We start from the raw sequence: 23,912 nt of genomic DNA, 5'->3' as shown, positions 1-23,912 counted from the left end.
AAATTATTAAGTAACAATATAAAAGGATTATGTCGTCTCACTACGAAGCACCCATTAGAAAACCCTTAGTTATTGGTGATAAATCTTATCACGATATAACAGTAGATGTAGCTGCACCTGTTGAAGGAAGAGCCAATAAACAATGGTGGACAGTATTTACTATTGCCTTAGTTGCCTTTTTATGGGGATTAGGTTGTATCATTTACACTATATCTACAGGAATCGGAACATGGGGATTAAATAAAACAGTTGGTTGGGCTTGGGATATCACGAACTTCGTTTGGTGGGTTGGTATCGGTCACGCTGGAACTTTGATTTCTGCCGTATTATTATTATTCCGTCAGAAATGGAGAATGGCCATTAACCGTTCTGCAGAAGCAATGACTATCTTCTCTGTAATTCAAGCAGGTTTATTTCCAATCATCCACATGGGTCGTCCATGGTTAGCCTACTGGGTTTTACCAATTCCGAATCAATTCGGTTCATTATGGGTGAACTTTAACTCACCATTGCTTTGGGACGTATTTGCAATCTCAACTTACCTTTCAGTTTCATTGGTTTTCTGGTGGACAGGTTTGCTTCCAGATTTTGCAATGCTTAGAGATAGAGCAATCACACCTTTCACAAAAAGAGTATATTCAATATTGAGTTTCGGTTGGAGCGGTAGAGCAAAAGACTGGCAACGTTTCGAAGAAGTTTCTTTGGTTCTTGCAGGTTTGGCAACTCCACTTGTACTTTCTGTACACACAATCGTATCTTTTGACTTTGCTACTTCTGTAATTCCAGGATGGCATACAACAATCTTCCCTCCATATTTCGTTGCTGGAGCGGTATTCTCAGGATTTGCAATGGTAAATACATTGTTGATTATTATGAGAAAAGTTTCTAACCTTGAAGCTTATATCACAATACAGCACATCGAATTGATGAATATCGTAATCATGATTACTGGTTCTATCGTTGGTGTTGCTTATATTACAGAGTTATTTGTAGCTTGGTATTCTGGAGTAGAGTACGAACAATATGCATTCTTGAATAGAGCTACTGGACCTTACTGGTGGGCATATTGGGCAATGATGACTTGTAACGTTTTCTCTCCGCAGTTCATGTGGTCTAAGAAATTAAGAACAAGTATCATGTTCTCTTTCGTAATCTCAATCGTTGTAAACATTGGTATGTGGTTCGAGCGTTTCGTAATTATCGTAACTTCACTTCACAGAGATTATCTTCCATCTTCTTGGACAATGTTCTCACCAACATTTGTGGATATCGGAATATTCATCGGGACAATTGGTTTCTTCTTCGTATTGTTCTTACTTTATGCTCGTTCGTTCCCAGTAATTGCACAAGCAGAGGTAAAAACAATCTTGAAATCATCTGGAGAAAATTATAAAAAATTAAGAGAAGCAAATAAAGATTCACACCATGAGTAGTAATAAAGTTATATACGCTATTTACAATGATGATGATGTGTTGATGGACGCGGTTAAGAAAACCCGTGCTGCTCATCACCATATCGAAGAAGTTTTCACGCCATTTCCAGTTCACGGATTGGATAAAGCTATGGGAATTGCACCAACCAGATTAGCAATTTGTGCTTTTATCTACGGGTTGTGTGGTTTGTCTTTCGCTACTTGGATGATGAATAATATCATGATCTCTGACTGGCCTCAAGATATTGGTGGAAAACCAAGTTTCAGTTATATTGAAAACATGCCAGCTTTTGTACCGGTAATGTTTGAGATGACTGTGTTTTTTGCAGCTCACTTAATGGTTATTACTTTTTATATGAGAAGTAGATTATGGCCATTCAAGCAAGCTGAAAATCCAGATGTAAGAACAACAGATGATCACTTCTTGATGGAAGTTGCTGTAAACAATAACGAAGAAGAATTAGTTTCTTTTTTCCAGAATACAGGTGCCGTAGAAGTTAAAGTAATCGAAAAGCATTAATAGTAGATATGAAAAGCTTAAATAAAATAGTAGTTGTATTAGGATTATCAGCAGTAGTAACTTCTTGCTTTGATAAAAAAAGTCCTAATTACCAATACTTCCCGAACATGTATGAAGCAGTAAGTTATGAAACTTATGCAGAGTCTGATGCTTTTGGAAATGGAAAAGAAGGACAATTGGTTCCTGATGGAGCAATAAAAAGAGGGTTTGTACCTTACGAATATCCAAATACAACAGAGGGTTACGAATTGGCGAAAGCGAATTTAAAGTCTCCTTTGGATTCTGTAGCTAAAACTTCTGATAAAGGGGCTCAGTTGTATGGTATTTATTGTGCAATTTGTCATGGAGAAAAAGGAGATGGAAAAGGGAATTTATCTAAAAGAGAGAAATTCTTAGGGGTTCCTAGCTATAAAGACAGAGTAATTACTGAAGGAAGTGTTTTTCATGTTGAAACGTATGGTTTGAACGCTATGGGATCTCATGCCAACCAACTATCAGCTGATGAGCGTTGGATGGTGGCTTCTTATGTAATGAAGTTGAAAAGCGAATTATAATTGTATAACACTGATATATAAGATATGTACACATTTTCTAGCAAATTAAAAACTTTTTCAATTGTCCTAATGGTATTAGGTGCTGTTGGTATTGGAATTGGTTTTTTAAATGCACCAAAAGATATTGCAGAAGTAGAAAAAATTCTTGCAGCCGATAGTCACGGTCATGGTGATGCTCACGATGAACATGCAACAGCAGGACACGGCGAAGCAAATCATGAAGCTCATGCTGCAGAAGGTGATGCTCATAAAGAAGTAGAAACTACTCATAGTGTTTCAGACAGTGTTAAAGCAAATGATACAGTAGCTCACCACGAGGCGACTCACGATTCTACTGAAGTTGCTGCAGTTGTAGCAGAAGATCATCATGTTGCTGAACATAAAACTACAGAGCATGTTGATGCTCATGCAGAACATGAAAAACACCTGCACCACGTATTGCACCAATTGCAAAACAAGCCTTGGGCTGCTTTGTACGTAGCTTGTCTTTTTATCATGTTGATTTCATTAGGAGCCTTGGCTTTCTATGCAATCCAGCAAGTTGCTCAGGCAGGTTGGTCTCCAGTATTGTTCAGAGTGATGCAAGGTATCTCAGCATATCTTCCTTGGGGTTCAGTAATTTTCTTCATAATTTTGGTGTTAACGGGATTGCATTTCAATCATTTATTCGTATGGATGAATGAAGGTGTAGATGTTGTTGGGCATGAAAACTATGACAAACTTATCGCTGGAAAAACAGGATATTTAAATGTGCCTTTCTGGTTGATCAGAGCTGCAATTTTCCTAATCGGTTGGAATTTATACAGATATTATTCTAGAAAAAACTGTCTTGCTCAAGATGAAGCGAATGACAATACCTTCTACAAAAAGAATTTCAAAATGTCAGCGGCATTCCTTGTATTCTTTATCGTTACAGAATCTATCATGTCTTGGGATTGGATTATGTCGGTTGACCCACACTGGTTCAGTACATTGTTTGGATGGTATGTTTTTGCAAGTTTCTTCGTAAGCGGAATCACAACAATTGCATTGGTAACTTTATACTTGAAATCAAAAGGATATTTAGAGTTTGTAAATACAAGTCACATTCACGATTTAGCGAAATTTATGTTCGGTATAAGTGTATTCTGGACGTATTTATGGTTTTCTCAATTCATGTTGATCTGGTATTCAAACATTCCAGAAGAGGTTACGTATTTCATTACAAGAATTGAAGACTATAACTTGCCTTTCTTCGGAATGGTAGTGATGAACTTCGTTTTCCCAATCTTGATATTGATCAACACAGATTTCAAACGTCTGACTTGGATCATCATTATGGCTGGAACAGTAATCTTGCTGGGTCACTATGTAGATTTTTATAATATGATTATGCCTGCAACAGTTGGCGATCAATGGTTCATAGGAATTCCTGAAATTGGATCTTTACTTTTCTTTGTAGGGTTGTTTATATTTGTTGTTTTCTCAGCACTTACTAAATCTCCACTATTGGCAAAAAGAAATCCATTTATTGAGGAAAGTAAGCATTTTCATTATTAATATTTAAAGTAAAAACAGATGACAAGTTTGTTGGTAATTATAGTTTTAGTTTTATTAGCTATTGCTCTTTGGCAGTTGACTAAAATATTCGATTTGACTCAAGTTGGACAAGGTGCAAATAATGTGCAAGTTGCCACTGACAAGGACAATAATGTTCAAGGATATTTGATGTTTGGTTTCTTGGCATTCATCTACATATTCACTATTTATGGACTTTTCGCCTGGGGACATTTGGTTTTAGACAATCCAGCTTCTGAACATGGAAAAGATGTAGATAGATTGATGAACATCACTTGGGTTTTGATCTTTATTGTTCAAGCTATTACTCAGGTTTTATTGCACTACTTTGCTTTTAAATACAGAGGAAATAAAGATAGAAAAGCATTGTATTTTGCAGATAATGACAGGTTGGAATTCATTTGGTCTGTTATTCCTGCGGTTGTTTTAGCTGGTTTAATTCTTTACGGATTATATGCTTGGACAAATATTATGTTTGTTAATGAGAAAGAAGAAGATGTAATCGTTATCGAACTTTATGCAAAACAATTTGCTTGGGAAGCTAGATATTCAGGTGAAGATAATGTGCTTGGTAAAGCAAACGTTCGTTACATTGAAGGTGTAAATACTTTAGGTGTTGATTTGGCTGATCCAAATGCACAAGATGATAAAGTGGTTACTGAACTTCATATTCCAAAAGGTAAAAAAGTATTGTTCAAAATGCGTTCTCAAGATGTATTGCACTCTGCTTATATGCCTCACTTTAGAGCTCAAATGAACTGTGTTCCTGGTATGGTTACTCAATTTGCTTTCACTCCTACACAAACAACTGAGGAATATAGAGGAAGTAAAAAAATGACCGAAAAAGTGGCTAACATCAACAAGGAACGTGCTAAAAGAAGTGCTGTCTTAGTTGCCAAAGGGGAATCTCCATTAGATCCTTACACTTTTGATTACTTATTGCTTTGTAATAAAATTTGTGGAGCTTCGCACTACAATATGCAAATGAAAATTGTAGTAGACACTCCAGAAGATTATAAAAAATGGTTAAGTGAAAAACCTACCTTGGTTGAATCAGTTAAACCAGAGAAAGCTTCTGCCGAAGAACCTCAAGGACCTTCATCACCAGTAGCAAAAGACACTATAGCAGTAGCAGTTGATACAACAAAAGTTGTTGCAGCAGTAAAATAATAAACAAATATATTTTTAAATAAAATTTAAATTATAATATATGTCAGATCACGGACACGATCATCACGAACACGATCACGAACACGAACACCACCACAAGGATACTTTCATTACTAAATATATTTTTAGTATTGATCATAAAATGATTGCTAAACAATACTTGATAACAGGTATTATCATGGGAATCATTGGTGTGGGAATGTCCATGCTTTTCAGAATGCAGTTGGCTTGGCCGGAAGAATCTTTCGGTGTTTTCAAGTTCTTCCTTGGTGAACAATATGCTCCAGGTGGAGTGATGAAAAATGATGCTTATCTTTCGTTGGTTACCATCCACGGAACGATAATGGTATTCTTTGTATTGACTGCTGGTTTGAGTGGAACTTTTAGTAACTTACTGATTCCGCTTCAAATTGGAGCACGTGATATGGCTTCTGGATTCATGAACATGATTTCCTACTGGTTGTTTTTCCTTTCAAGTGTAATCATGGTTTCTTCTTTATTCGTAGAGTCAGGGCCAGCATCTGCAGGATGGACAATTTATCCACCTTTATCTGCATTGCCACAAGCAATTCCGGGTTCAGGAACTGGTATGACTTTATGGTTGGTTTCTATGGCAATTTTCATCGCATCTTCTTTGATGGGATCTTTGAACTATGTGGTAACCGTTATCAACTTGAGAACAAAAGGTATGTCTATGACTAGACTTCCTCTTACAATTTGGGCATTCTTTATTACTGCTGTAATTGGTATCGTTTCTTTCCCTGTACTTTTATCTGCGGCATTGTTGCTTATAATGGACAGAAGTTTCGGAACTTCATTCTTCTTATCTGATATTTATATCGCTGGAGAAGTTTTACACTATCAAGGTGGTTCACCGGTATTGTTCGAGCACTTGTTCTGGTTCTTAGGTCACCCTGAAGTATATATTGTATTATTACCGGCTTTGGGTATTACATCTGAAATTATTGCAACCAACTCACGTAAGCCAATTTTCGGTTACCGTGCCATGATTGCTTCTATATTAGCAATTGCATTCCTTTCAACTATCGTTTGGGGTCACCATATGTTTATCTCGGGAATGAATCCATTCCTTGGATCTGTGTTTACATTCACAACTTTGTTGATTGCAATTCCTTCTGCTGTAAAAGCGTTCAACTACATTACTACACTTTGGAAAGGTAACTTGCAGATGAATCCTGCAATGTTGTTCTCTATCGGATTGGTATCAACATTTATCTCAGGTGGTTTGACAGGGATTATCCTTGGAGACAGTACACTTGACATCAACGTTCACGATACGTATTTCGTTGTAGCTCACTTCCACCTTGTAATGGGTATCTCGGCACTTTACGGAATGTTTGCTGGAATCTACCACTGGTTCCCAAGAATGTTCGGAAGAATGTTGAATAAAAATTTAGGTTATATTCACTTTTGGGTAACTGCAGTTTGTGCCTACGGGGTGTTTTTCCCAATGCACTTCATCGGTATGGCAGGTTTACCAAGAAGATACTATACCAATACAAACTTCCCATTGTTTGATGATTTGCAAAACGTAAACGTTTTGATCACAATCTTCGCTTTGGTAGGTGGTGCTTTCCAATTGGTTTTCTTGTATAACTTCTTCAGTAGTATTTTCTACGGTAAGAAGACAGTACAAAATCCTTGGAGATCAAATACACTTGAATGGACAGCTCCTGTAGAACACATGCACGGAAACTGGCCAGGAGAAATTCCTGAAGTTCACAGATGGCCTTACGACTACAGTAAGCCAGGACATGATGAAGATTTCGTTCCTCAGCATATCCCGATGAAAGAAGGTGAAGAAGTTTTAAATCACTAAGATTACTTTTATATTAGAAAGCCCTGTTTGTTCAGGGCTTTTTTTATTGGGATTATCTAAGGATTATTAATTACTTTTATGAATAATAAAAACAGCTATTATGAATGATTACGAATTTGTTTTAAACGAAGACAAGAAAAGATTTGAAATGGAAGTTGAAGGACATCTGGCTTTCATTGAATATATTTTGACTAATGACAACGTAATGTTTTTGACCCATACCGAAGTCCCAAAATCTCTTGGCGGAAAAGGCATCGGAACTAAGATTGTTGAGAAAGCATTAAACCACATTAAAGAGCATAATTATACATTGGCACCACTTTGTCCCTTTGTAGCAAAATATTTGGTCAAAAATCCCGAATGGCAATCCATTTTAGCAAAAGGATATAACGTTAGCAAATAATTCTATTTAAAGAAAATCTCTAATGACTATATTTGCCAGATGAATGAGAATTTAGACCCAACCAACAACGGTTATAATCCAGAAGAACTCGATCTGGAAAAAAGATTAAGGCCACTATCCTTTGATGATTTTGCGGGTCAGGATCAGATTTTGGATAACCTAAAAGTTTTTGTTCAAGCCGCCAATCAACGAAATGAAGCCTTGGATCATTCCCTTTTTCATGGACCTCCAGGATTAGGAAAGACAACATTGGCAAACATTTTGGCAAACGAACTTGGAGTGGGGATCAAAATAACTTCAGGGCCCGTTTTAGACAAACCAGGAGATTTGGCCGGTTTACTAACCAATCTTGAAGAAAGAGATGTACTTTTTATAGACGAAATCCATCGTTTGAGTCCAATCGTAGAAGAATATCTCTATTCTGCAATGGAAGATTTCAAGATTGATATTATGATTGAATCAGGTCCAAATGCCAGAACAGTTCAAATCAATCTGAACCCATTTACATTGGTCGGAGCTACAACTCGTTCCGGATTGTTGACAGCTCCAATGAGAGCCCGTTTCGGAATCCAGAGCCGTTTACAATATTATAATACCGAACTTTTAACCACAATCGTTCAACGAAGTTCTTCGATATTAAAAATGCCCATCACCATGGAAGCGGCAATCGAAATTGCAGGAAGAAGTCGCGGAACACCTCGAATTGCCAATGCACTATTAAGACGTGTTCGTGATTTTGCCCAAATAAAAGGCAACGGAAAAATAGATATCGAAATAGCAAAATTCTCTCTAAAAGCACTAAACGTTGATGCTCACGGATTGGACGAAATGGACAATAAAATCCTAACCACAATTATCGATAAATTCAAAGGAGGACCAGTAGGATTGTCCACTTTGGCAACAGCCGTTTCAGAAAGCAGCGAAACCATAGAAGAGGTTTATGAGCCGTTCCTTATACAAGAGGGTTTTATTATGAGAACGCCAAGAGGAAGAGAAGTAACAGAGAAAGCCTATCAGCATCTAGGTAAAATTAGGACAAACATTCAAGGTGGACTTTTTTAGAGAGTCGGGAAGATGGAAGTTGGGAGATGGAAGAATTAGTAGAATTAATGAAAGTGATTAAATGAGTTTCAAGTTTGAAAAATTAATTATTTGGCAGAAAGCAATGGATTTTGGAGAAGAAATTCATAGGCTATCTATGACGTTTCCTAAAAATGAAATCTATAATCTTTGTTCACAAATAGTAAGGGCTTCTGATTCAGTTGCGCTAAATATTTCTGAAGGAAGTATTGAGCAATCAAAGGCGGAATTCGGTAGGTTTTTAGGATATTCCATTCGATCGATTGCTGAAGTTGTAACTTGTTTATATAAAGCAAAAAGAAGGGGTTATATGACTGAGGATGTATTTAATAAATTATATAATGATTCTTTTAATCTTATGAATATGACAATTGCTTTTAAATCTCAACTAAAATAATTGATAGGATTGGTTTTTCTTCCATCTCCCATCTCCCAACTTCCATCTTGATCTCAAACAAAGAAAAATATGCAGCATTCATAAAATCCGAGGCCAAGCGTCTCGGATTTATGTCTTGTGGTATATCGAAAGCAGGCTTTCTTGAAACTGAAGCTCCGCGTTTGGAAAATTGGTTGAATAGCAACATGAACGGTCAGATGACCTATATGGAAAATAATTTCGACAAGCGTCTTGACCCGACACTTTTAGTTGATGATGCCAAATCTGTTGTATCGTTACTCTTAAATTATTATCCTTCAGAAACACAAAATCCAGAAGCCTATAAGATTTCCAAATATGCCTACGGACAAGATTACCATTTTGTCATCAAGGAAAAATTAAAGGAGCTTTTATTCTCTATTCAAAATGAAATAGGTGAAGTTTCAGGAAGAGCTTTTGTAGATTCCGCACCTGTTTTAGACAAAGCTTGGGCGTCAAAGAGTGGACTAGGATGGATTGGAAAAAACAGTAATTTGCTTACAAAGCAAGTAGGCTCTTTCTACTTTATAGCCGAATTAATAATTGATTTAGAATTAGAATATGATCATGCTACAACCGACCATTGCGGAAGTTGCACAGCTTGTATTGACGCTTGTCCGACACAAGCAATTGTGGCTCCTTATGTCGTGGATGGAAGTAAATGTATTTCGTATTTTACAATTGAACTCAAGGAAAATATACCACAGGAAATGAAAGGCAGTTTCGATGATTGGGCTTTTGGTTGTGATACCTGTCAAGATGTTTGCCCGTGGAATAAATTCTCGAAACCGCACAGCGAACCGTTATTCAATCCGAATCCTGAATTGTTGTCGATGTCTAAAAAAGACTGGGACGAAATTACCGAAGAAACGTTTCGGGCTGTATTTAAAAACTCTCCAGTAAAGCGTACCAAGTTTGAAGGTTTAAAACGAAATATCGACTTCTTAAAAAAATAAATTCAGCCTTAAAAAGATACAAAACAAAAAAGACAGGTATAATTACCTGTCTTTTTTAGTTTAAAGAGCGTTTATAAAATTATGACTTAATCACTTTTATATTTTTAGTCGAGTTACCAGAGGTTACTTTTACTAAATACGTTCCTTGTGATAGAGAAGACATATCAATTTTAGCCAAATTGTCGTTTACAGATTTTGTCATTACTTCCTGGCCTAGAATATTATAAATTACTACCGAAGTTATATCATTGATGTATGAAATGTTCAAAATATTCTTAACCGGATTAGGATAATAATTGAAATGAGCCATATCAAATTCGCTAGTAGATAAGGCACTTTCAACCTTAATATCATCAATATACATATAATAGCTGTTATTCGGTGAAAACACGTTGAATCCAAAATAGTAGACTCCAGTTGCGGGAGGTGTAATCGTCACTGCTTGTGAAACAGGTGCATCCAATCCAAAATCTAAATATTCAGCCACCGGTAAGGTCATATCCATTGGAGATGCTTCTGTACCATACATTACTTTTAAATTGTTATTATAAAAAAAGGTATCAGTTGATGCACCGCCATATCTGTAGGAAACCGTATAGCTTTCGCCAGCAGTCAGGTTAATACCTCTTGTAAAGAACCATGCATTAGCATCTGTATATAAATCCCCTAAATAGGTTAAAGTGCTGTTTTCAAATCCATAACCTGGATAGTAGTTGGTATACCAAGTACTTGGTGCATCGGCTAGATTTAAGGAAGATGTACAGCCAGGTAATTCAGGATTTGTAGCCGTTTCAAAATCTTCTATGTAGGGTACTGAAGTTCCAAGGCATTGGGAAGTAATCATAAAAGGACCGTTCCAAGCGCCATTGCCTAAAGTGCCACAAATAGCCCGAACCCAAACATTATAGGATGTTCCCGCTGTTAAATCATCAAAAGTATGTTCAGGGTCAATTACTTCAATTGCCGTCAAGGTGCTTGGATCTGTGACAGAAGTCGCACCAATTGCCACTTCCCATAAATCAGCATTATTATCCCACGCTATTGTAGCAGTATTCATTGTAGTGGCTGTTTTCTCTAAAGAAGTTACATCTGGACATAGTGGAATGGGTTGCCATACAATATTGTCGATTTCTACATACGTATATTCAACATCACTATTGACACGAATACCAATATAAGAATCAGTTCCGTTATCGGTAGTAAATTCCACTACATATTGAGTAGGAATATTCGTTGTTGTTACCGTTTCTACGTTCGTAAAAATGGCTGTATTGGTATTTGCATTTAGAGTTCCTACCTGTAATGTGCTAATTCCTTTTGCAATAAACTTCAAGCGATAAAGGCCTGTAGACAAGGTGTTGACCATTGGAGAGACTAGGATGATATCGTCAGTTGCGGTTGAATTAGAAGTATTCATTAACACAGCAGTAGTAGGATCAGGCATGTTTGACCATGGAGAAGTTTCTATTTCAGCATATTCAGAAACCGTTTCACCTCTTATAATTTTGCTCCAGCAAGATGGTAAATCGGGAGTTGGAGAAGTTTCAAAATCTTCAGTAAAAGTAGGAACAGGCAAACAAGCTGTTTTAAATGCAACAGGCCCTATCCAAGCTCCTTTGTCATTACCAGTACAAACCGACCTCACCCATACATTATAAATCGTATTGTCTAACAAAGCTGAAATTTCTGCAGTATTTGTTTCAAAGTTTTCGAAAGCCAATGAAGCAGGATTTGTGTCTGTTTCAAGTCCTACAGCAACATCCCATGTATCTTCAGCACCAGTTCCTGTCCAATTTATTGTAGCTCCGTCAGGTAATGTTGAAGGAACATTTACCAGTGTGACATCTGGACAAGAAGGAATAATTTCCCATAAAATATTGTCTATAAAAACAGATTCATAGGTTGCTGTGGTATTCAATCTGATGCCAATGTAGGGATCAGTTCCAGTATAATTATCGAAATTAACTACATATTGAGTAGTCTCGTCAGATAGTTCTACCGTTTCAATAAGATTTGTAACAGCTGTAGCAGTATTGCTATCCAAGGTCACGATATCCACAGAAGCAATATCTTCTTCTGCATGTTTGGCATAAAACTTCAATCTGTAGGTGCCAAGAGGTAGCGTGGTAGATAGATTTGGAGAAACTAAAATCAATTCCGCAGTTGATCCAGAATCATCGTTGTATAATTGCATCGTGATGTTGGGTTCTGGAAAGATATCAGAATATTGTGTAGTTTCTACCCACGAATATTCTGATAGCTCTTCACCTCTCATGATTTTGCTCCAGCAATTTGGTAATTCAGGAGTTGTTGTTGTGTTGAAATTTTCATAGAAACTGGTTGTTGGTAAACAGGCAGTCTTAAATGCAATTGGTCCAATCCAAGCACCATTTTCGGAACTGCAAACTGTTCTAACCCACACTCTATAATCGGTGTTATCCAATAAATCATCAATATTTTTATCTGTTGCTGTTGAGTTGAAAAAAGGTAAAGCAGTTGGATTTTCATCGGTAGCAGTTCCAATAGCCACATCCCAAGAAACTGTAGGTACAGGATTCCCACTAGTCCAGCTAATAGTAGCACCGCTTGTTGTCACAAAAGGAACATGAATATCCGTTACATCAGGACAAGAAGGTACCAATTCCCAAATAACATTATCAATATAAACCGAAGCAAAAGGAGATGCTAAACGAATTCCAACGTAATGATCCGTTCCCGTATAGGAAGTAAAATCAACTACATATTGCGTGAAAGTACTATTGGTATCAATATCCCCATCTGGCATTTCTGTAAAAACGGCACTGTTGTCATTTGTACTCAATGTACCTATTTGCAAATTGCCATTTCCCTTTGCATAGAACCTCAATCGATGTGTTCCAGCTCCAAGTGTCGAGAGATTAGGGGAAGCTAAAATGATATTAGTGGACGTTTCATTAGAGTCAGAACTCGTCAGCATTACAGCATTGCTTGGAGATTGACTTTGTGAGCTTATGGTTTCAATCTTTGCATAAGGTGAGAGTCCCGTACCGGTTAAGATCTTATTCCAACATGAAGGTAAGTCTGGTGTTGCAACAGCATCAAAATTTTCGGAGAAAGTAGTAACAGGCAAACAATCTGTCTTGAAAATTGTAATGGCCGACCAAGCACTGTACAAGTCATCACCACAATTGTTTCTAACCCAAATGTAATATACGGTTTCGGGTTGCAAATCGTCAATTGCTATAGAAGATCCAGAAAGTATATTATCGGTAGCCGTTGTGGTAGCCGTTGGCGGAGTGCTTGATGTCGATAAATAATAGCCACTTCCTTCTGCTGGAGCACTGTCTGGAGCCTGCCAAGAAACCGTTGCAGTGGTAGTAGTGACATTACTCATGGCTATATAAAACGGCGTTGGGCAAGCTTGAGTAATACCTCCAAAAATAATGGTAGGGACAAAACCAATTGTTTCATACGCTTCTGGCGGATTAGCAGCGTCTACATTCTCATAATCGTTGTAGTAAAAGATAGAACGTGGTTCAGTAACGGCAGTATTGTAAAATTTATCATCATAGTTATCCCATAGTTCTTGGTTTTCATCAACTGCTACCACTAGATTACTGGTTCCGTTGTAGACAAATGGAGTGGTCAAGGTGATGGTTTTCCATCCTGGTGCTTCATCGGTTGTGATGCCTCCTGAATAGACTTGCGTCAAATTGGTGACAGGCTCCCAGTCGGTTAGCGAAGTAAAAGATGTTTTAGTGGTAGTTCCCAAATAGATAACCAACTGTTGGTTATTGGGCAAGGCTCCGCTTCCAGCATAATACCACTGAAGGGAAGTTATTGTTCCTGAGGCATTGATTTCTGAAGCCAAATAAATCGATTGACTGTAAGAATAGCCGAAGCTTGCATTGAAGGGCACTTTTTGATCTAGGTTTGTTCCTGTACCAATTTGTACTTGAGCAAAACCAGAAAAAGTCACTGCCATAAAAAACAGCAGTATAAATGTAATTTTCTTCATGGTCATTTGTTTTTTGAAATTATAATTTGTGGGGTTTCTTTGCTGGGTATAAAGAAAACACTATAAAATATAGCTTCGGCAAAATGACTCTAAAACTAATGGAAACAAAAGTACTACAAGGAAGTTAATATATTGATAATTAATTATTTGTGAATTTTGTAAAACTATAATTGTAGATGCAGAATGGTACTCTTTGGGACGGTTTCCAAAGGAAAGGACGTTTGCCGTTTAGCCCCGATTGGAGCTACTATCCTTTTTGTTCCGGGGTTCGGAACAAAAAGATAGTAGTGGAAAGCGGGAACGAAGATTCCAAATGAACCAACCGATTCGCTCCTGATAAAGCATAGATTGTGCATAATAAAAACACGAATTGTACTAATTTGCACAAATAGATTCGTGTAAATTAGTGCAACTCGTGTAGAATTAAAAAAATGGAGTAGTGTTTATTTCGTCTTTTTGATCCAAATATTGATTTTGTCTTCCAATACTTTTAGAGGCAAACAACCCGATTCCAATACTTGGTTATGGAATTCCTTGATGCTGAATTTGCTTCCGAGTTCTTTTTCGGCTTTGGTTCTTAGTTCACGGATTTTTAATTGTCCAATTTTATAGGAAACGGCTTGACCTGGGATAGCCATATAACGTTCGATTTCGGCAATAATGCTTTGCATAGGCTCGGCTTCATTTTCGGCAGAATATTGGATGGCTTGTTCGCGTGTCCAGCCTTTGGTGTGCATTCCGGTATCGACTACGAGGCGAACGGCACGAAGCATTTCGGCACTTAGCATCCCGAAATATTGATAAGGGTCTTGGTAAAGGCCAAGTTCTTTTCCAAGCGATTCGGTATATAAAGCCCAACCTTCGCCATAGGCATTGAACCAGATAGTTTTTCTAAACGATGGCAAAGAGGTATCTTCCTGTTGCAACGAGATTTGGTAGTGGTGGCCGGGAATGGCTTCGTGCAGGAACAAATCTTCATCGGCATAGATGTTGTATTTAGTGACGTCTGGAATGGGTACATAAAACACACCAGGACGTGTCCCATCGATAGAACCTGGGTTGTATTCGGCACTTGCAGAGGCTTCGCGGAAGGCTTCGGTTCTTTTCACCTCAAAAGGTGTTTTGGGTTTCATGTCGAAAAGTTTCTCCAAGTTTGGTTTCATCTTTTCATGGATGGCATTGAAGTTGTCAATGACCTGTTGCGGATTGGTAAACGGCATGAGTTCCTTCTTGTCTCGCACATGGTTAAAAAATTCCTTCAAGTCACCTTTAAAGCCTACTTGGTTTTTTACCTTCTCCATTTCGGCAGAAATTCTTGCTACTTCTTTGAGTCCTAATTGGTGGATTTCATCGGCCGTGAGGTCGGTAGTTGTATATCTTTTGATTAGGTAATTGTAGTATTTTTCGCCATCAGGTACTGCAGAAATCCCAGTTGACGTTCGGCTTGCTTTTAGGTAATCGGTCTTGATGTAGTTGTGGAGGCTTGTTAGCGAAGGGATCAGCTTTTCGCTGATGAGTTTGGTGTAGTCATCTGTCAATGCTTTTTTATCTGCTGCAGCAAACGACTTTGGAAAGTTGTTTAGCGGACTGTAGAACAGGTTACTCTTTAGATCGGGATTGGCGAGGTCTTTTATCTGCGGGATCACTTTCTCTGTTAATGCTTTTGGCAAGACATATCCTTTGGCAACACCTTCTTTCATTCTGGCTTCCGCCGAAATGATCCAGTTGTTGAAAGCATCCAGTCGTTGCAACCAGTTTTGATAATCCTTCACGGTCTTAAATGGCTGTGCACTCGAACCACTCGCCAACTGACCGATCATTAAAGGAAACGACTGAAACTGATTGATAGGCAATAGCTCCTCATGATAGTCAAAACCTTCAAGGTTGATGTCGCATTCCCACTCCAATATGGCCTTGCTGAGCTTGTCATTTTGAGATAATTTATCGGTATCAAACTTGGCGATTTCTGTTTTATACTTTTGATAGAAGGCTTTTACTTCGGCTATATAGGCGTCGCTCAGGTTGTTAGGCAAGATGTTGTTGTAGCGTTCGTCGCCTGCAAAAGTAGCGTCAATAGGGTAGAGCTTCAAGCGTTCCTGATAGTAGTTTTCAAGAATAGTGCTGAGTTCCTTGTTTTCGTTTTCGGTTTGTCCGGGAGTATTTTCCTGTTTGCAGGATTGGAAGCTGATGGCCAAGACACAAACGGCTAGCATGATTTTTTTCATTGTATGAGAATTGTAATTGGGAATAAAGATACAATTCTAATCTAAAAAATGGAAGAAGTGAGATATTTAGTAGTTGAATTATGACTTATGATATGGCTTATGACCAAAATTAATATTGATATGGCTATTGCATTTTAATAATCCGATCCTCTCTGCTAAATAAAAAGCTCTTATGAAATTTCATAAGAGCTTTTTTATATCTCAAAATTTTGAATTTAGTGACTTTTCATTTTTTCAAAAGTAGTACTTAAAACTTTTTTGATTTTATCAGTGGCACCACTGAAAGCTTTTTCTATTGTATCTGCATTATGTGTCACGGCTAAAGGATTTAAACCAGCCAAGCGAACTTCTATCAAGCAACGTTTGTCGTCTAACCCAAATTTATCTTTATTCTCATCGCCAAGATGTACTTCTACGCGTGTAATTTTGTCTTCGAAACGACTTAGCGATTTCTCTAACTCTTCTGTAAAATAAGCCTGTAATCTTTCGTGTCCTTCGATTGTACTGTCGGTGTTGAATTGTATTTGCATAATTTTTTTATATTTTATTTTGATTTGTATAAATTTAGAAATTCGTGGACACTTTAGGGCTTCAATTAATATAAGTTTATGATTTTATACCGCTAAAACTAAAGCGACTGCTAAATGTTTTTGATATATTTGTCTGAACAATGCATTTGCATCTAATTGTGGACTAACCCCAAAAAAACATGCGTTTATTTTTTAAAGTATTTTTCTTGTTTTGCTTTGCAAAATCTTTTTCGCAGGAAGCGATTCCAACGGTGGCGATAGATACCGTTTTCTACACTAAAATCGATTCGCTCTATCGGGAAGATCAGTTTTATATAGGCCTGACCTATAACCAATTGATGAATTCTCCAAGAGGATTTTCGCAGGAAGGGATTTCTACAGGAATTAGTGCAGGTTTTCTTCGCGATATGCCCATTAACAAGAAGCGAACAATGGCTGTTGCATTGGGCCTTGGTCTTTCTTATAATAAATACCACACGGATTTGGTGGCTTCGGAAACTCCAGAAGGTATAGTTTATGGCATTGTTGATCCGAGTACTTTTTCGAGAAACAAGATGGAACAGGTTTTTGTGGACGTTCCAATTGAATTCAGATGGCGAAATTCAACGCCCGAAAGTCATAAGTTTTGGAGGGTTTATGCGGGTTTTAAAGTACGTTATTTGGCTTTAGGCAAAACCAAATATGTCGCCTCAGATGAAACTCAAACCATCATCAATAACGAAGATTTTAATAAGTTTCAGTACGGTCCATTTTTATCTTTCGGATACAATACTTGGAATTTTCATGCCTATTATGGGATGAACTCTCTCTACAAATCTGCCCGAACGGTTGACGGAGAAAGTATTGATTTTACTACTTTAAACATCGGTTTGATGTTTTATATCCTATAGCCAAAAGTAAAAAAGTCCGAGTTGTGGCAGGATTCCAATTAAGGATCCTAGGAATAATTCGGTATAAGTATGTGCTTTCATTTCCAATCTTGATGAAGCTACGAGTCCGTTGCACAAAATTAGAGGCACAATCAAGGAAATCAATCGCACTTGAAAATGCAGGCTCAAGCCGATAGTGAAAACCGTCAAAGCGGTAATCCCGATCATGTGAAGGCTCACTTTTTGCTTGAAATAAATGAAAAGCAAGGCCATAAAAGTACTCATCAAACTTCCAAGAAAAAAGAAATGCAGTTCTAAAAAATTATCGACCGTTATGCTTTTTTTAATTAAGATATAAAGCAAGATGGCATGGATAATTAAAGGAATAATTCGCTGGTTTCTTTTGGCCAGCATGATAGAATCTACCTTTCCCATTGAGAGAAGTAGATAGTAAAACGTTACCGGAATAAAGATCGTAATGATGACAATCTGAATGATGACCAAATAAATATCCGGGTAAAGAAAGTAATGTTCTCCGAAAAGGAAAAATATCAAAACCGCATAAACCGATATAAATAGCGGATGTAAAATATAGGAAAATGCAGGAAGTATTTTTTTCATTATAGAACCAAAAGGATTAGCCAAAAGGGCAATAGTTTACATTTTCTTCCTCATTCTAGCCACAGGAATATCAAGCTGTTCTCTATATTTTGCAATTGTTCTTCTGGCAATCGGATAGCCTTTTTCTTTTAAGATATCGGCCAATTGATCATCTGGAAGGGGTTTGTGCTTGTCTTCTTCCTCGATTACATTCTGCAATATTTTCTTGATCTCAAGTGTCGAAACATCTTCGCCTTGATCGTTCTTCATGGCTTCCGAGAAAAATTCCTTGATTAGTTTAGTTCCATAAGGCGTTTCGACATATTTGCTATTGGCAACACGCGAAACGGTCGAAATATCCAAGCCAACCATATCGGCAATGTCTTTCAAGATCATTGGTTTGAGCTTGGTTTCATCGCCATCAAAAAAATATTCCTGTTGATAATGCATGATGGCATTCATCGTCACAAAAAGGGTTTCCTGACGTTGTTTTATCGCATCAATAAACCATTTTGCTGAATCCAGTTTTTGTTTTATAAATTGAACAGCATCTTTTTGAGCATTCGATTTATCACGGGAATCTTTATAAGTCTGCATCATTTCCTGATAATCTTTGGAAACGTGTAGGGAAGGGGCATTTCTTCCATTTAAGGTCAATTCTAGTTCGTCATCAACTATTCGGATGGCAAAATCGGGTACTACGTTTTCCGTAACTTTATTATTTCCTGTAAATGACCCTCCTGGTTTTGGATTCAGTTTTTCAATTTCATGAATGGCTTTCTTGAGTTGTTCGTTCGAAACGCCGTATTTCTGTAATAATTTATCGTAATGTTTTTTGGTAAAAGCCTCAAACTGATTTTCGATGATGTCTGTTGCTAAATCTACCGACTCTGTTGGGGTTTTATGTTTCAATTGCAACAACAAGCATTCCTGCAAATCTCTAGCTCCAACACCGGATGGTTCCAGTTCGTGGACGATGTGAAGTATTTTTTCTACCGTTTTTTCATCCGTATAAATGCCTTGGGTAAAGGCCATATCATCGACCATGTCGGGAACGCTTCTACGGATGTAACCCATATCATCGATACTTCCTACAAGAAATTCTGCAATTTCCCGCTCTTCATCATTCAAGATAAAAGTATTCAGCTGATTAATTAAATCCTGATGAAAACTCACTGGAGCCGCCAAAGGCGATTCACGATCGTCGTCGTCGTCACTGTAATTGTTGATTTGTGTCTTGTATTCGGGAGTTTCGTCGTTGCTCAGGTATTCATCAATGTTGATGTCTTCGGCTTCAATTCGGTCGCCCTCAAATTCATCATAATCGTCGAATTCTTCACTTTCAAATTCATCCTTTTCATATTCTTCTTCATCTCCACCTTCCAAGGCTGGATTCTCGTTCATTTCCTCTTTCAGACGTTGTTCAAAGGCTTGCGTAGGCAATTGAATCAGCTTCATCAGCTGGATTTGCTGTGGAGATAATTTCTGTGATAATTTTAAATTTAAAAACTGCTTGAGCATCCTAGTAAATTAATTGGTATTTATAATTCAAATTTAAACATTTTCAAGTAAAAATGGCACACGTTATGATAAACTTGTGCCATTTTTGATAGGTTTTTATAAAGTGATGATTCTTAGAACTCCGCACTTCCAGGAGTCCTAGGAAACGGAATTACATCTCTAATATTCGTCATTCCAGTAACAAATAAAACAAGTCTTTCAAATCCGAGTCCAAAACCTGAGTGAACGGCTGAACCAAATCTTCTCGTGTCCAAATACCACCAAAGTTCTTCTTCGTCGATGCCAATGGTTTTCATTTTTTCCATCAAAACGTCTAAACGCTCTTCTCTTTGAGAACCTCCAACGATTTCTCCAATTCCTGGAAAAAGAATATCCATTGCTCGAACAGTTTCTTTTCCAGGTTCTGTATTATCATTCAAACGCATATAGAACGCCTTGATATTGGCAGGATAATCATATAAAATAACAGGGCATTTAAAATGTTTTTCAACCAAGAAACGCTCGTGTTCTGATTGTAAGTCAGCTCCCCATTCTTCAATGATATATTGAAATTTTTTCTTTTTATTTGGAGTTGAATTTCTCAAAATGTCAATAGCTTCGGTATAGGAAACACGTTTGAAATTGTTTTCTAAAACAAAATTCAATTTTTCCAACAACGGCATTTCGCTTCTATCAGCCTGTGGTTTTGATTTTTCTTCTTCGAGCAAACGACCTTCTAAAAATTTCAAGTCATCGGCACATTTTTCCATCGTGTATTTGATTACATATTGGATAAAGTCTTCGGCCAAATCCATATTGTCGTCCAAATCATTAAAAGCAACTTCCGGCTCAATCATCCAAAATTCAGCCAAGTGGCGAGAAGTATTAGAGTTTTCAGCTCTAAAGGTTGGCCCAAAAGTATACACCTGACCCAAAGCCATTGCAAAAGTCTCGGCTTCCAATTGTCCAGAAACGGTCAAATTAGTATGCTTTCCAAAAAAATCTTTTTTATAGTCAATGTTTCCTTCTTCTGTTTTTGGCAGATTATCCAATGGCAATGAAGTCACTTGAAACATTTCTCCAGCACCTTCGGCATCTGCACCAGTAATTACAGGTGTGTTTACATATACAAAACCTCTTTCTTGAAAATACTGATGAACTGCAAATGACAACACCGAGCGAACTCTCATAATTGCTCCAAAAGCATTGGTTCTTACACGTAGGTGAGCATTTTCACGCAAAAATTCTAAAGAATGTTTTTTAGGTTGCATCGGAAATTTCTCGGCATCAGAGTCTCCCAAAATCTCCAGTTTCTTAACCTGAATCTCAAATTTTTGTCCGGCACCTTTACTTTCTACCAAGTCACCCGTTACCGAAACCGCAGCTCCAGTCGTGATTCTCTTCAAAGTTTCTTCTGGCGTGTTCTCAAAATCAACAACACACTGTATATTATGAATGGTCGAACCATCGTTCAACGCGATAAATTGATTATTTCTAAAAGTTCTAACCCAACCTTTTGCATTTACTTCGTGAAGCGTCTTTGTACTGTTTAATAAGTCCTTAACTTTTGTGTGTTTCATTTTATAAAAATTTTAATCGAATGCAAATATATAGTTTTTGATGTTATTTTTTAGGAGCTTTTTCCCGCTATCCGTTGCAATCTTTTTGTTTTTAAAGAAAAAACAAAAAGGATTTCCACTTCTATCGGGGCTAAACCAATCAAATGGCTTGGTAATTTAGGGTTTTCTTGATTCAGATTTTGGCTTTTGTCTCAACATATTGTCGATTTCTTCGTCACTATGTTCCAAGATGTCAATCTTCGGTTCAATAAATTCCTGTTCGTTAGCAAGTGTTTTATTTAGCGTCAGTACCAATGCTGGAAGTAGCATCAAGTTAGCTAGCATTCCAAAAAATAAGGTTATCGAAACCAAACCACCAAGAGCTACTGTTCCTCCAAAACTGGATAACATAAACACCGAAAATCCAAAAAATAATACAATCGAAGTATAGAACATACTCAATCCTGCATCTGTAAAAGTAGCATAAACCGATTTTCGAATCTTCCAGTTATTCTTTTTTAATTCTTCGCGATATTGTGCTAGGAAACGGATAGTATCATCTACAGAAAGGCCAAATGCAATTCCAAATACCAAAATAGTCGAGGGTTTTAGCGGAATATCCAAAAAGCCCATTATTCCAGCCGTTAGCAACAACGGAAGGATATTTGGAATCAAGGAAACCAAAACCATTTTTAGAGAGCGGAACATAAAAGCCACCAAAAAGCAAGTCAGAAACACTGCAAAAATTAAAGAAGAAAGTAGGTTGTGAAGCAAATAGCCCGTTCCTTTCTGAAAAACATAGGCTTTCCCTGTAATGGAAACCGAATATTGTTCCTTCGGGAAAATCTTGTTGATTTCTTTTCGAAGTTCGGCTTCAATTTTTTGGATTTTATCTCCGCTATCATCTCGCATAAAGGTTGTGATTCGTGCAAATTGCCCTGTCGAATCTACATAACTTTTCATAACATTTTCTTTGGAATCTCCTGCTGTATTTTTGGCATACGATAAAATAAAAGCCTGTTCTTGATTGGTTGGCAATTCATAATATTCAGGGTTGCCATTATAATAGGCTTGCTTGGAATATTTGACCAAATTCACAATCGAAAGTGGTTTCGAAAGTTCTGGAATTTCGTTTATGGCCTCTTCAAGCTCTTCCATTCTTCTCAAGGTAGAAAGTTTCATGACTCCCCTTTTTCGTTTGGTATCAATCATGATTTCAAGTGGCATCACACCGTCAAACTCTTCTTCAAAGAAAACAATATCCTTGAAAAAGGCTTCTTTTTTAGGCATATCTTCAATCAAACTTCCTGAAATTCGCATTTTATAAATCCCAATGATACTGATTACCAATAGAATCACGGCAGCAATATAAACCGAAAAGCGGTTGTATTTTATGGTTGTTAGAATCCAATTCATGAAAGAGGAAACAGCGGTTGAATCCAAATGCTTCAAGTGACGATCCACAGGAGCCGGAACATAACTGTGAAAAATTGGAATTACAACAAGGCATAAAAAGAAAAGTCCCATGATATTGATGGAAGTCACAACGCCAAATTCAATCAGCAAATCGTTATTGGAAACAATAAATGTTGCAAAGCCTATCGCAGTTGTTAAGTTGGTCATCAAGGTTGCCATTCCAACTTTTGTGGTGACACGTTGCAGAGCTTTGGCCTTATTCCGATGCACTTTATATTCCTGATGGTATTTATTGGTAAGAAAAATACAATTGGGAATCCCAATTACTATAATTAATGAAGGAACCAATGCTGTTAAAACTGTGATTTCATAATGCAGCAATCCCAAAGTTCCAAACGACCACATTACACCAATAATTACGATGATAATCGAAATCAAAGTCGCTCGAAAACTTCTAAAGAAAAAGAAAAACAGTAAGGAAGTTATCAGCAATGAAGCCCCAATAAAGATGCCAATTTCACCTTTTATCGTTTCGGCATTCAATGTCCTGATGTAAGGCATTCCGGAAACCCGAAGATCAATTTCGGTTTCTTTTTCAAATTGGTCAATCGCTGGAATTAATTTCTGAAGTATAAAATCTTTTCGTTGAGGAGTGTTTACGATTTTTTTATCCATGTAAACTGCCGATCGGATACTACCTGATTTTTTATTGAAAAGTAATCCTTCATAAAAAGGGAGATCAGAGAACAGTGATGCTTTTATCTGTTTCAAATAGGCTTCGTCAACTGTTTTGTTTTCTTGGACAAAGGGAACCAATTGAAATTTTTGAAGCGAATCATTTTTAGATAACGTCTTTAGATCACTAATAGAAATCACAAGGTCAATTTCCTTATTGTCCTTGAGGCTATTCATCATCTTTGTCCATGCTGCAAAAGCTTTTGGTGTAAATAAAGCATCATCATGAACACCAATTATTATCAAATTGCCTTCCTCACCAAACTTCTCTAGGAAAGCATTATATTCGATATTTACAATATTATCTTGAGGCAATAAATTAGCTTCTGTATAAGTAAAACGAATGTTTTTCCACTGAAGACCTAAGAATAGTGTGATCAAAACCACTATTGATAACATCAAAATTTTATTTCGAAGCACGACTCTGGCCACTAACTCCCAAAATCCCAAACTAAACCATTTAACCATCATCAAAATTTAAGAGTGCAAAGGTAGATAAATCAATATTTTTTTTTGATTTGATGCAAACATAAATGACTCTTTTGAGATTATT

The 23,912-nt window shown here is 37.2% G+C and carries 18 protein-coding genes; 11 read left to right on the top strand and 7 right to left on the bottom strand.

What is annotated here, in order from left to right; all coding sequences use genetic code 11:
- Positions 1-29 precede the first annotated feature (29 nt).
- The 10 genes from nrfD to queG all read left to right on the top strand — a co-directional run bounded on the left by nrfD (position 30) and on the right by queG (position 9,928).
- Positions 30-1,433 (top strand): NrfD/PsrC family molybdoenzyme membrane anchor subunit, encoded by a 1,404-nt coding sequence (nrfD, locus tag G508_RS0100455; protein ID WP_026703476.1) that lies wholly within the window; start codon positions 30-32, stop codon positions 1,431-1,433.
- The gene (locus G508_RS0100450) at positions 1,426-1,953 is read left to right on the top strand and encodes a DUF3341 domain-containing protein (RefSeq protein ID WP_026703475.1); all 528 of its coding nucleotides are present in this window, start codon (positions 1,426-1,428) and stop codon (positions 1,951-1,953) included. The genes nrfD and G508_RS0100450 overlap by 8 nt, the downstream gene beginning before the upstream one ends.
- 8 nt (positions 1,954-1,961) lie before the next feature.
- The gene (locus G508_RS0100445; protein WP_026703474.1) at positions 1,962-2,507 is read left to right on the top strand and encodes a c-type cytochrome; all 546 of its coding nucleotides are present in this window, start codon (positions 1,962-1,964) and stop codon (positions 2,505-2,507) included.
- Between the two features lie 24 nt (positions 2,508-2,531).
- Complete coding sequence (locus G508_RS0100440) at positions 2,532-4,046, top strand: quinol:cytochrome C oxidoreductase (protein ID WP_026703473.1); 1,515 nt, start codon at positions 2,532-2,534, stop codon at positions 4,044-4,046.
- 18 nt (positions 4,047-4,064) lie between these two features.
- Positions 4,065-5,234: a cytochrome c oxidase subunit II gene (locus tag G508_RS0100435; protein ID WP_026703472.1), complete on the top strand. Its 1,170-nt coding sequence runs from the start codon at positions 4,065-4,067 to the stop codon at positions 5,232-5,234.
- Positions 5,235-5,274: 40 nt separating this feature from the next.
- A complete protein-coding gene (locus tag G508_RS0100430; RefSeq protein ID WP_026703471.1) occupies positions 5,275-7,074 on the top strand; it encodes a cytochrome c oxidase subunit I in 1,800 nt (599 codons plus the stop codon).
- A 100-nt stretch (positions 7,075-7,174) separates the two neighbouring features.
- Positions 7,175-7,477, top strand: coding sequence for a GNAT family N-acetyltransferase (locus G508_RS0100425; RefSeq protein WP_026703470.1), 303 nt, complete (start codon positions 7,175-7,177; stop codon positions 7,475-7,477).
- A gap of 39 nt (positions 7,478-7,516) precedes the next feature.
- Complete coding sequence (ruvB, locus tag G508_RS0100420; RefSeq protein ID WP_026703469.1) at positions 7,517-8,539, top strand: Holliday junction branch migration DNA helicase RuvB; 1,023 nt, start codon at positions 7,517-7,519, stop codon at positions 8,537-8,539.
- Positions 8,540-8,600: 61 nt separating this feature from the next.
- Entirely contained in the window at positions 8,601-8,954 is a 354-nt protein-coding gene (locus tag G508_RS0100415; protein WP_026703468.1) for a four helix bundle protein, read from the top strand.
- Positions 8,955-9,001: 47 nt separating this feature from the next.
- The gene (queG, locus tag G508_RS0100410) at positions 9,002-9,928 is read left to right on the top strand and encodes a tRNA epoxyqueuosine(34) reductase QueG (protein WP_026703467.1); all 927 of its coding nucleotides are present in this window, start codon (positions 9,002-9,004) and stop codon (positions 9,926-9,928) included.
- 79 nt (positions 9,929-10,007) lie between these two features.
- On the opposite strand, the gene G508_RS0100405 is transcribed toward queG, so the two are convergent.
- From G508_RS0100405 to G508_RS0100390, 3 genes are all read right to left on the bottom strand, one after another.
- Positions 10,008-13,925 carry a fibronectin type III domain-containing protein gene (locus tag G508_RS0100405; protein ID WP_169628004.1) on the bottom strand — a complete coding sequence of 1,306 codons (3,918 nt, stop codon included), beginning with the start codon at positions 13,923-13,925 and terminating at the stop codon, positions 10,008-10,010.
- A 443-nt stretch (positions 13,926-14,368) separates the two neighbouring features.
- On the bottom strand, positions 14,369-16,150 hold the full coding sequence (locus tag G508_RS0100395; RefSeq protein WP_026703465.1) for a DUF885 domain-containing protein: 1,782 nt from the start codon (positions 16,148-16,150) through the stop codon (positions 14,369-14,371).
- Between the two features lie 215 nt (positions 16,151-16,365).
- Positions 16,366-16,680, bottom strand: a complete 315-nt coding sequence (locus G508_RS0100390) for an HPF/RaiA family ribosome-associated protein (protein ID WP_026703464.1) — start codon at positions 16,678-16,680, stop codon at positions 16,366-16,368.
- Positions 16,681-16,859: 179 nt separating this feature from the next.
- Between G508_RS0100390 and G508_RS0100385 the strand changes: the two genes are divergently transcribed.
- Complete coding sequence (locus G508_RS0100385; RefSeq protein WP_026703463.1) at positions 16,860-17,570, top strand: porin family protein; 711 nt, start codon at positions 16,860-16,862, stop codon at positions 17,568-17,570.
- Here the strand turns inward: G508_RS0100385 and G508_RS0100380 are convergent.
- From G508_RS0100380 to G508_RS0100365, 4 genes are all read right to left on the bottom strand, one after another.
- Complete coding sequence (locus G508_RS0100380; protein WP_026703462.1) at positions 17,565-18,170, bottom strand: hypothetical protein; 606 nt, start codon at positions 18,168-18,170, stop codon at positions 17,565-17,567. The two genes, G508_RS0100385 and G508_RS0100380, sit on opposite strands and share 6 nt — an antisense overlap.
- A gap of 36 nt (positions 18,171-18,206) precedes the next feature.
- Positions 18,207-19,670 carry an RNA polymerase factor sigma-54 gene (rpoN, locus tag G508_RS0100375; RefSeq protein ID WP_026703461.1) on the bottom strand — a complete coding sequence of 488 codons (1,464 nt, stop codon included), beginning with the start codon at positions 19,668-19,670 and terminating at the stop codon, positions 18,207-18,209.
- 113 nt (positions 19,671-19,783) lie between these two features.
- Positions 19,784-21,229: an asparagine--tRNA ligase gene (asnS, locus tag G508_RS0100370; RefSeq protein WP_026703460.1), complete on the bottom strand. Its 1,446-nt coding sequence runs from the start codon at positions 21,227-21,229 to the stop codon at positions 19,784-19,786.
- A gap of 156 nt (positions 21,230-21,385) precedes the next feature.
- Positions 21,386-23,827, bottom strand: a complete 2,442-nt coding sequence (locus tag G508_RS0100365) for an efflux RND transporter permease subunit (RefSeq protein WP_026703459.1) — start codon at positions 23,825-23,827, stop codon at positions 21,386-21,388.
- Between the last annotated feature and the right edge of the window lie 85 nt (positions 23,828-23,912).

Origin of the sequence: Flavobacterium soli DSM 19725 (genome assembly GCF_000422705.1) — a bacterium.
Taxonomy (GTDB): domain Bacteria; phylum Bacteroidota; class Bacteroidia; order Flavobacteriales; family Flavobacteriaceae; genus Flavobacterium; species Flavobacterium soli.
Note: the sequence above shows the minus strand (reverse complement) of the source record. Positions and strands in the feature narration are given on the sequence as shown.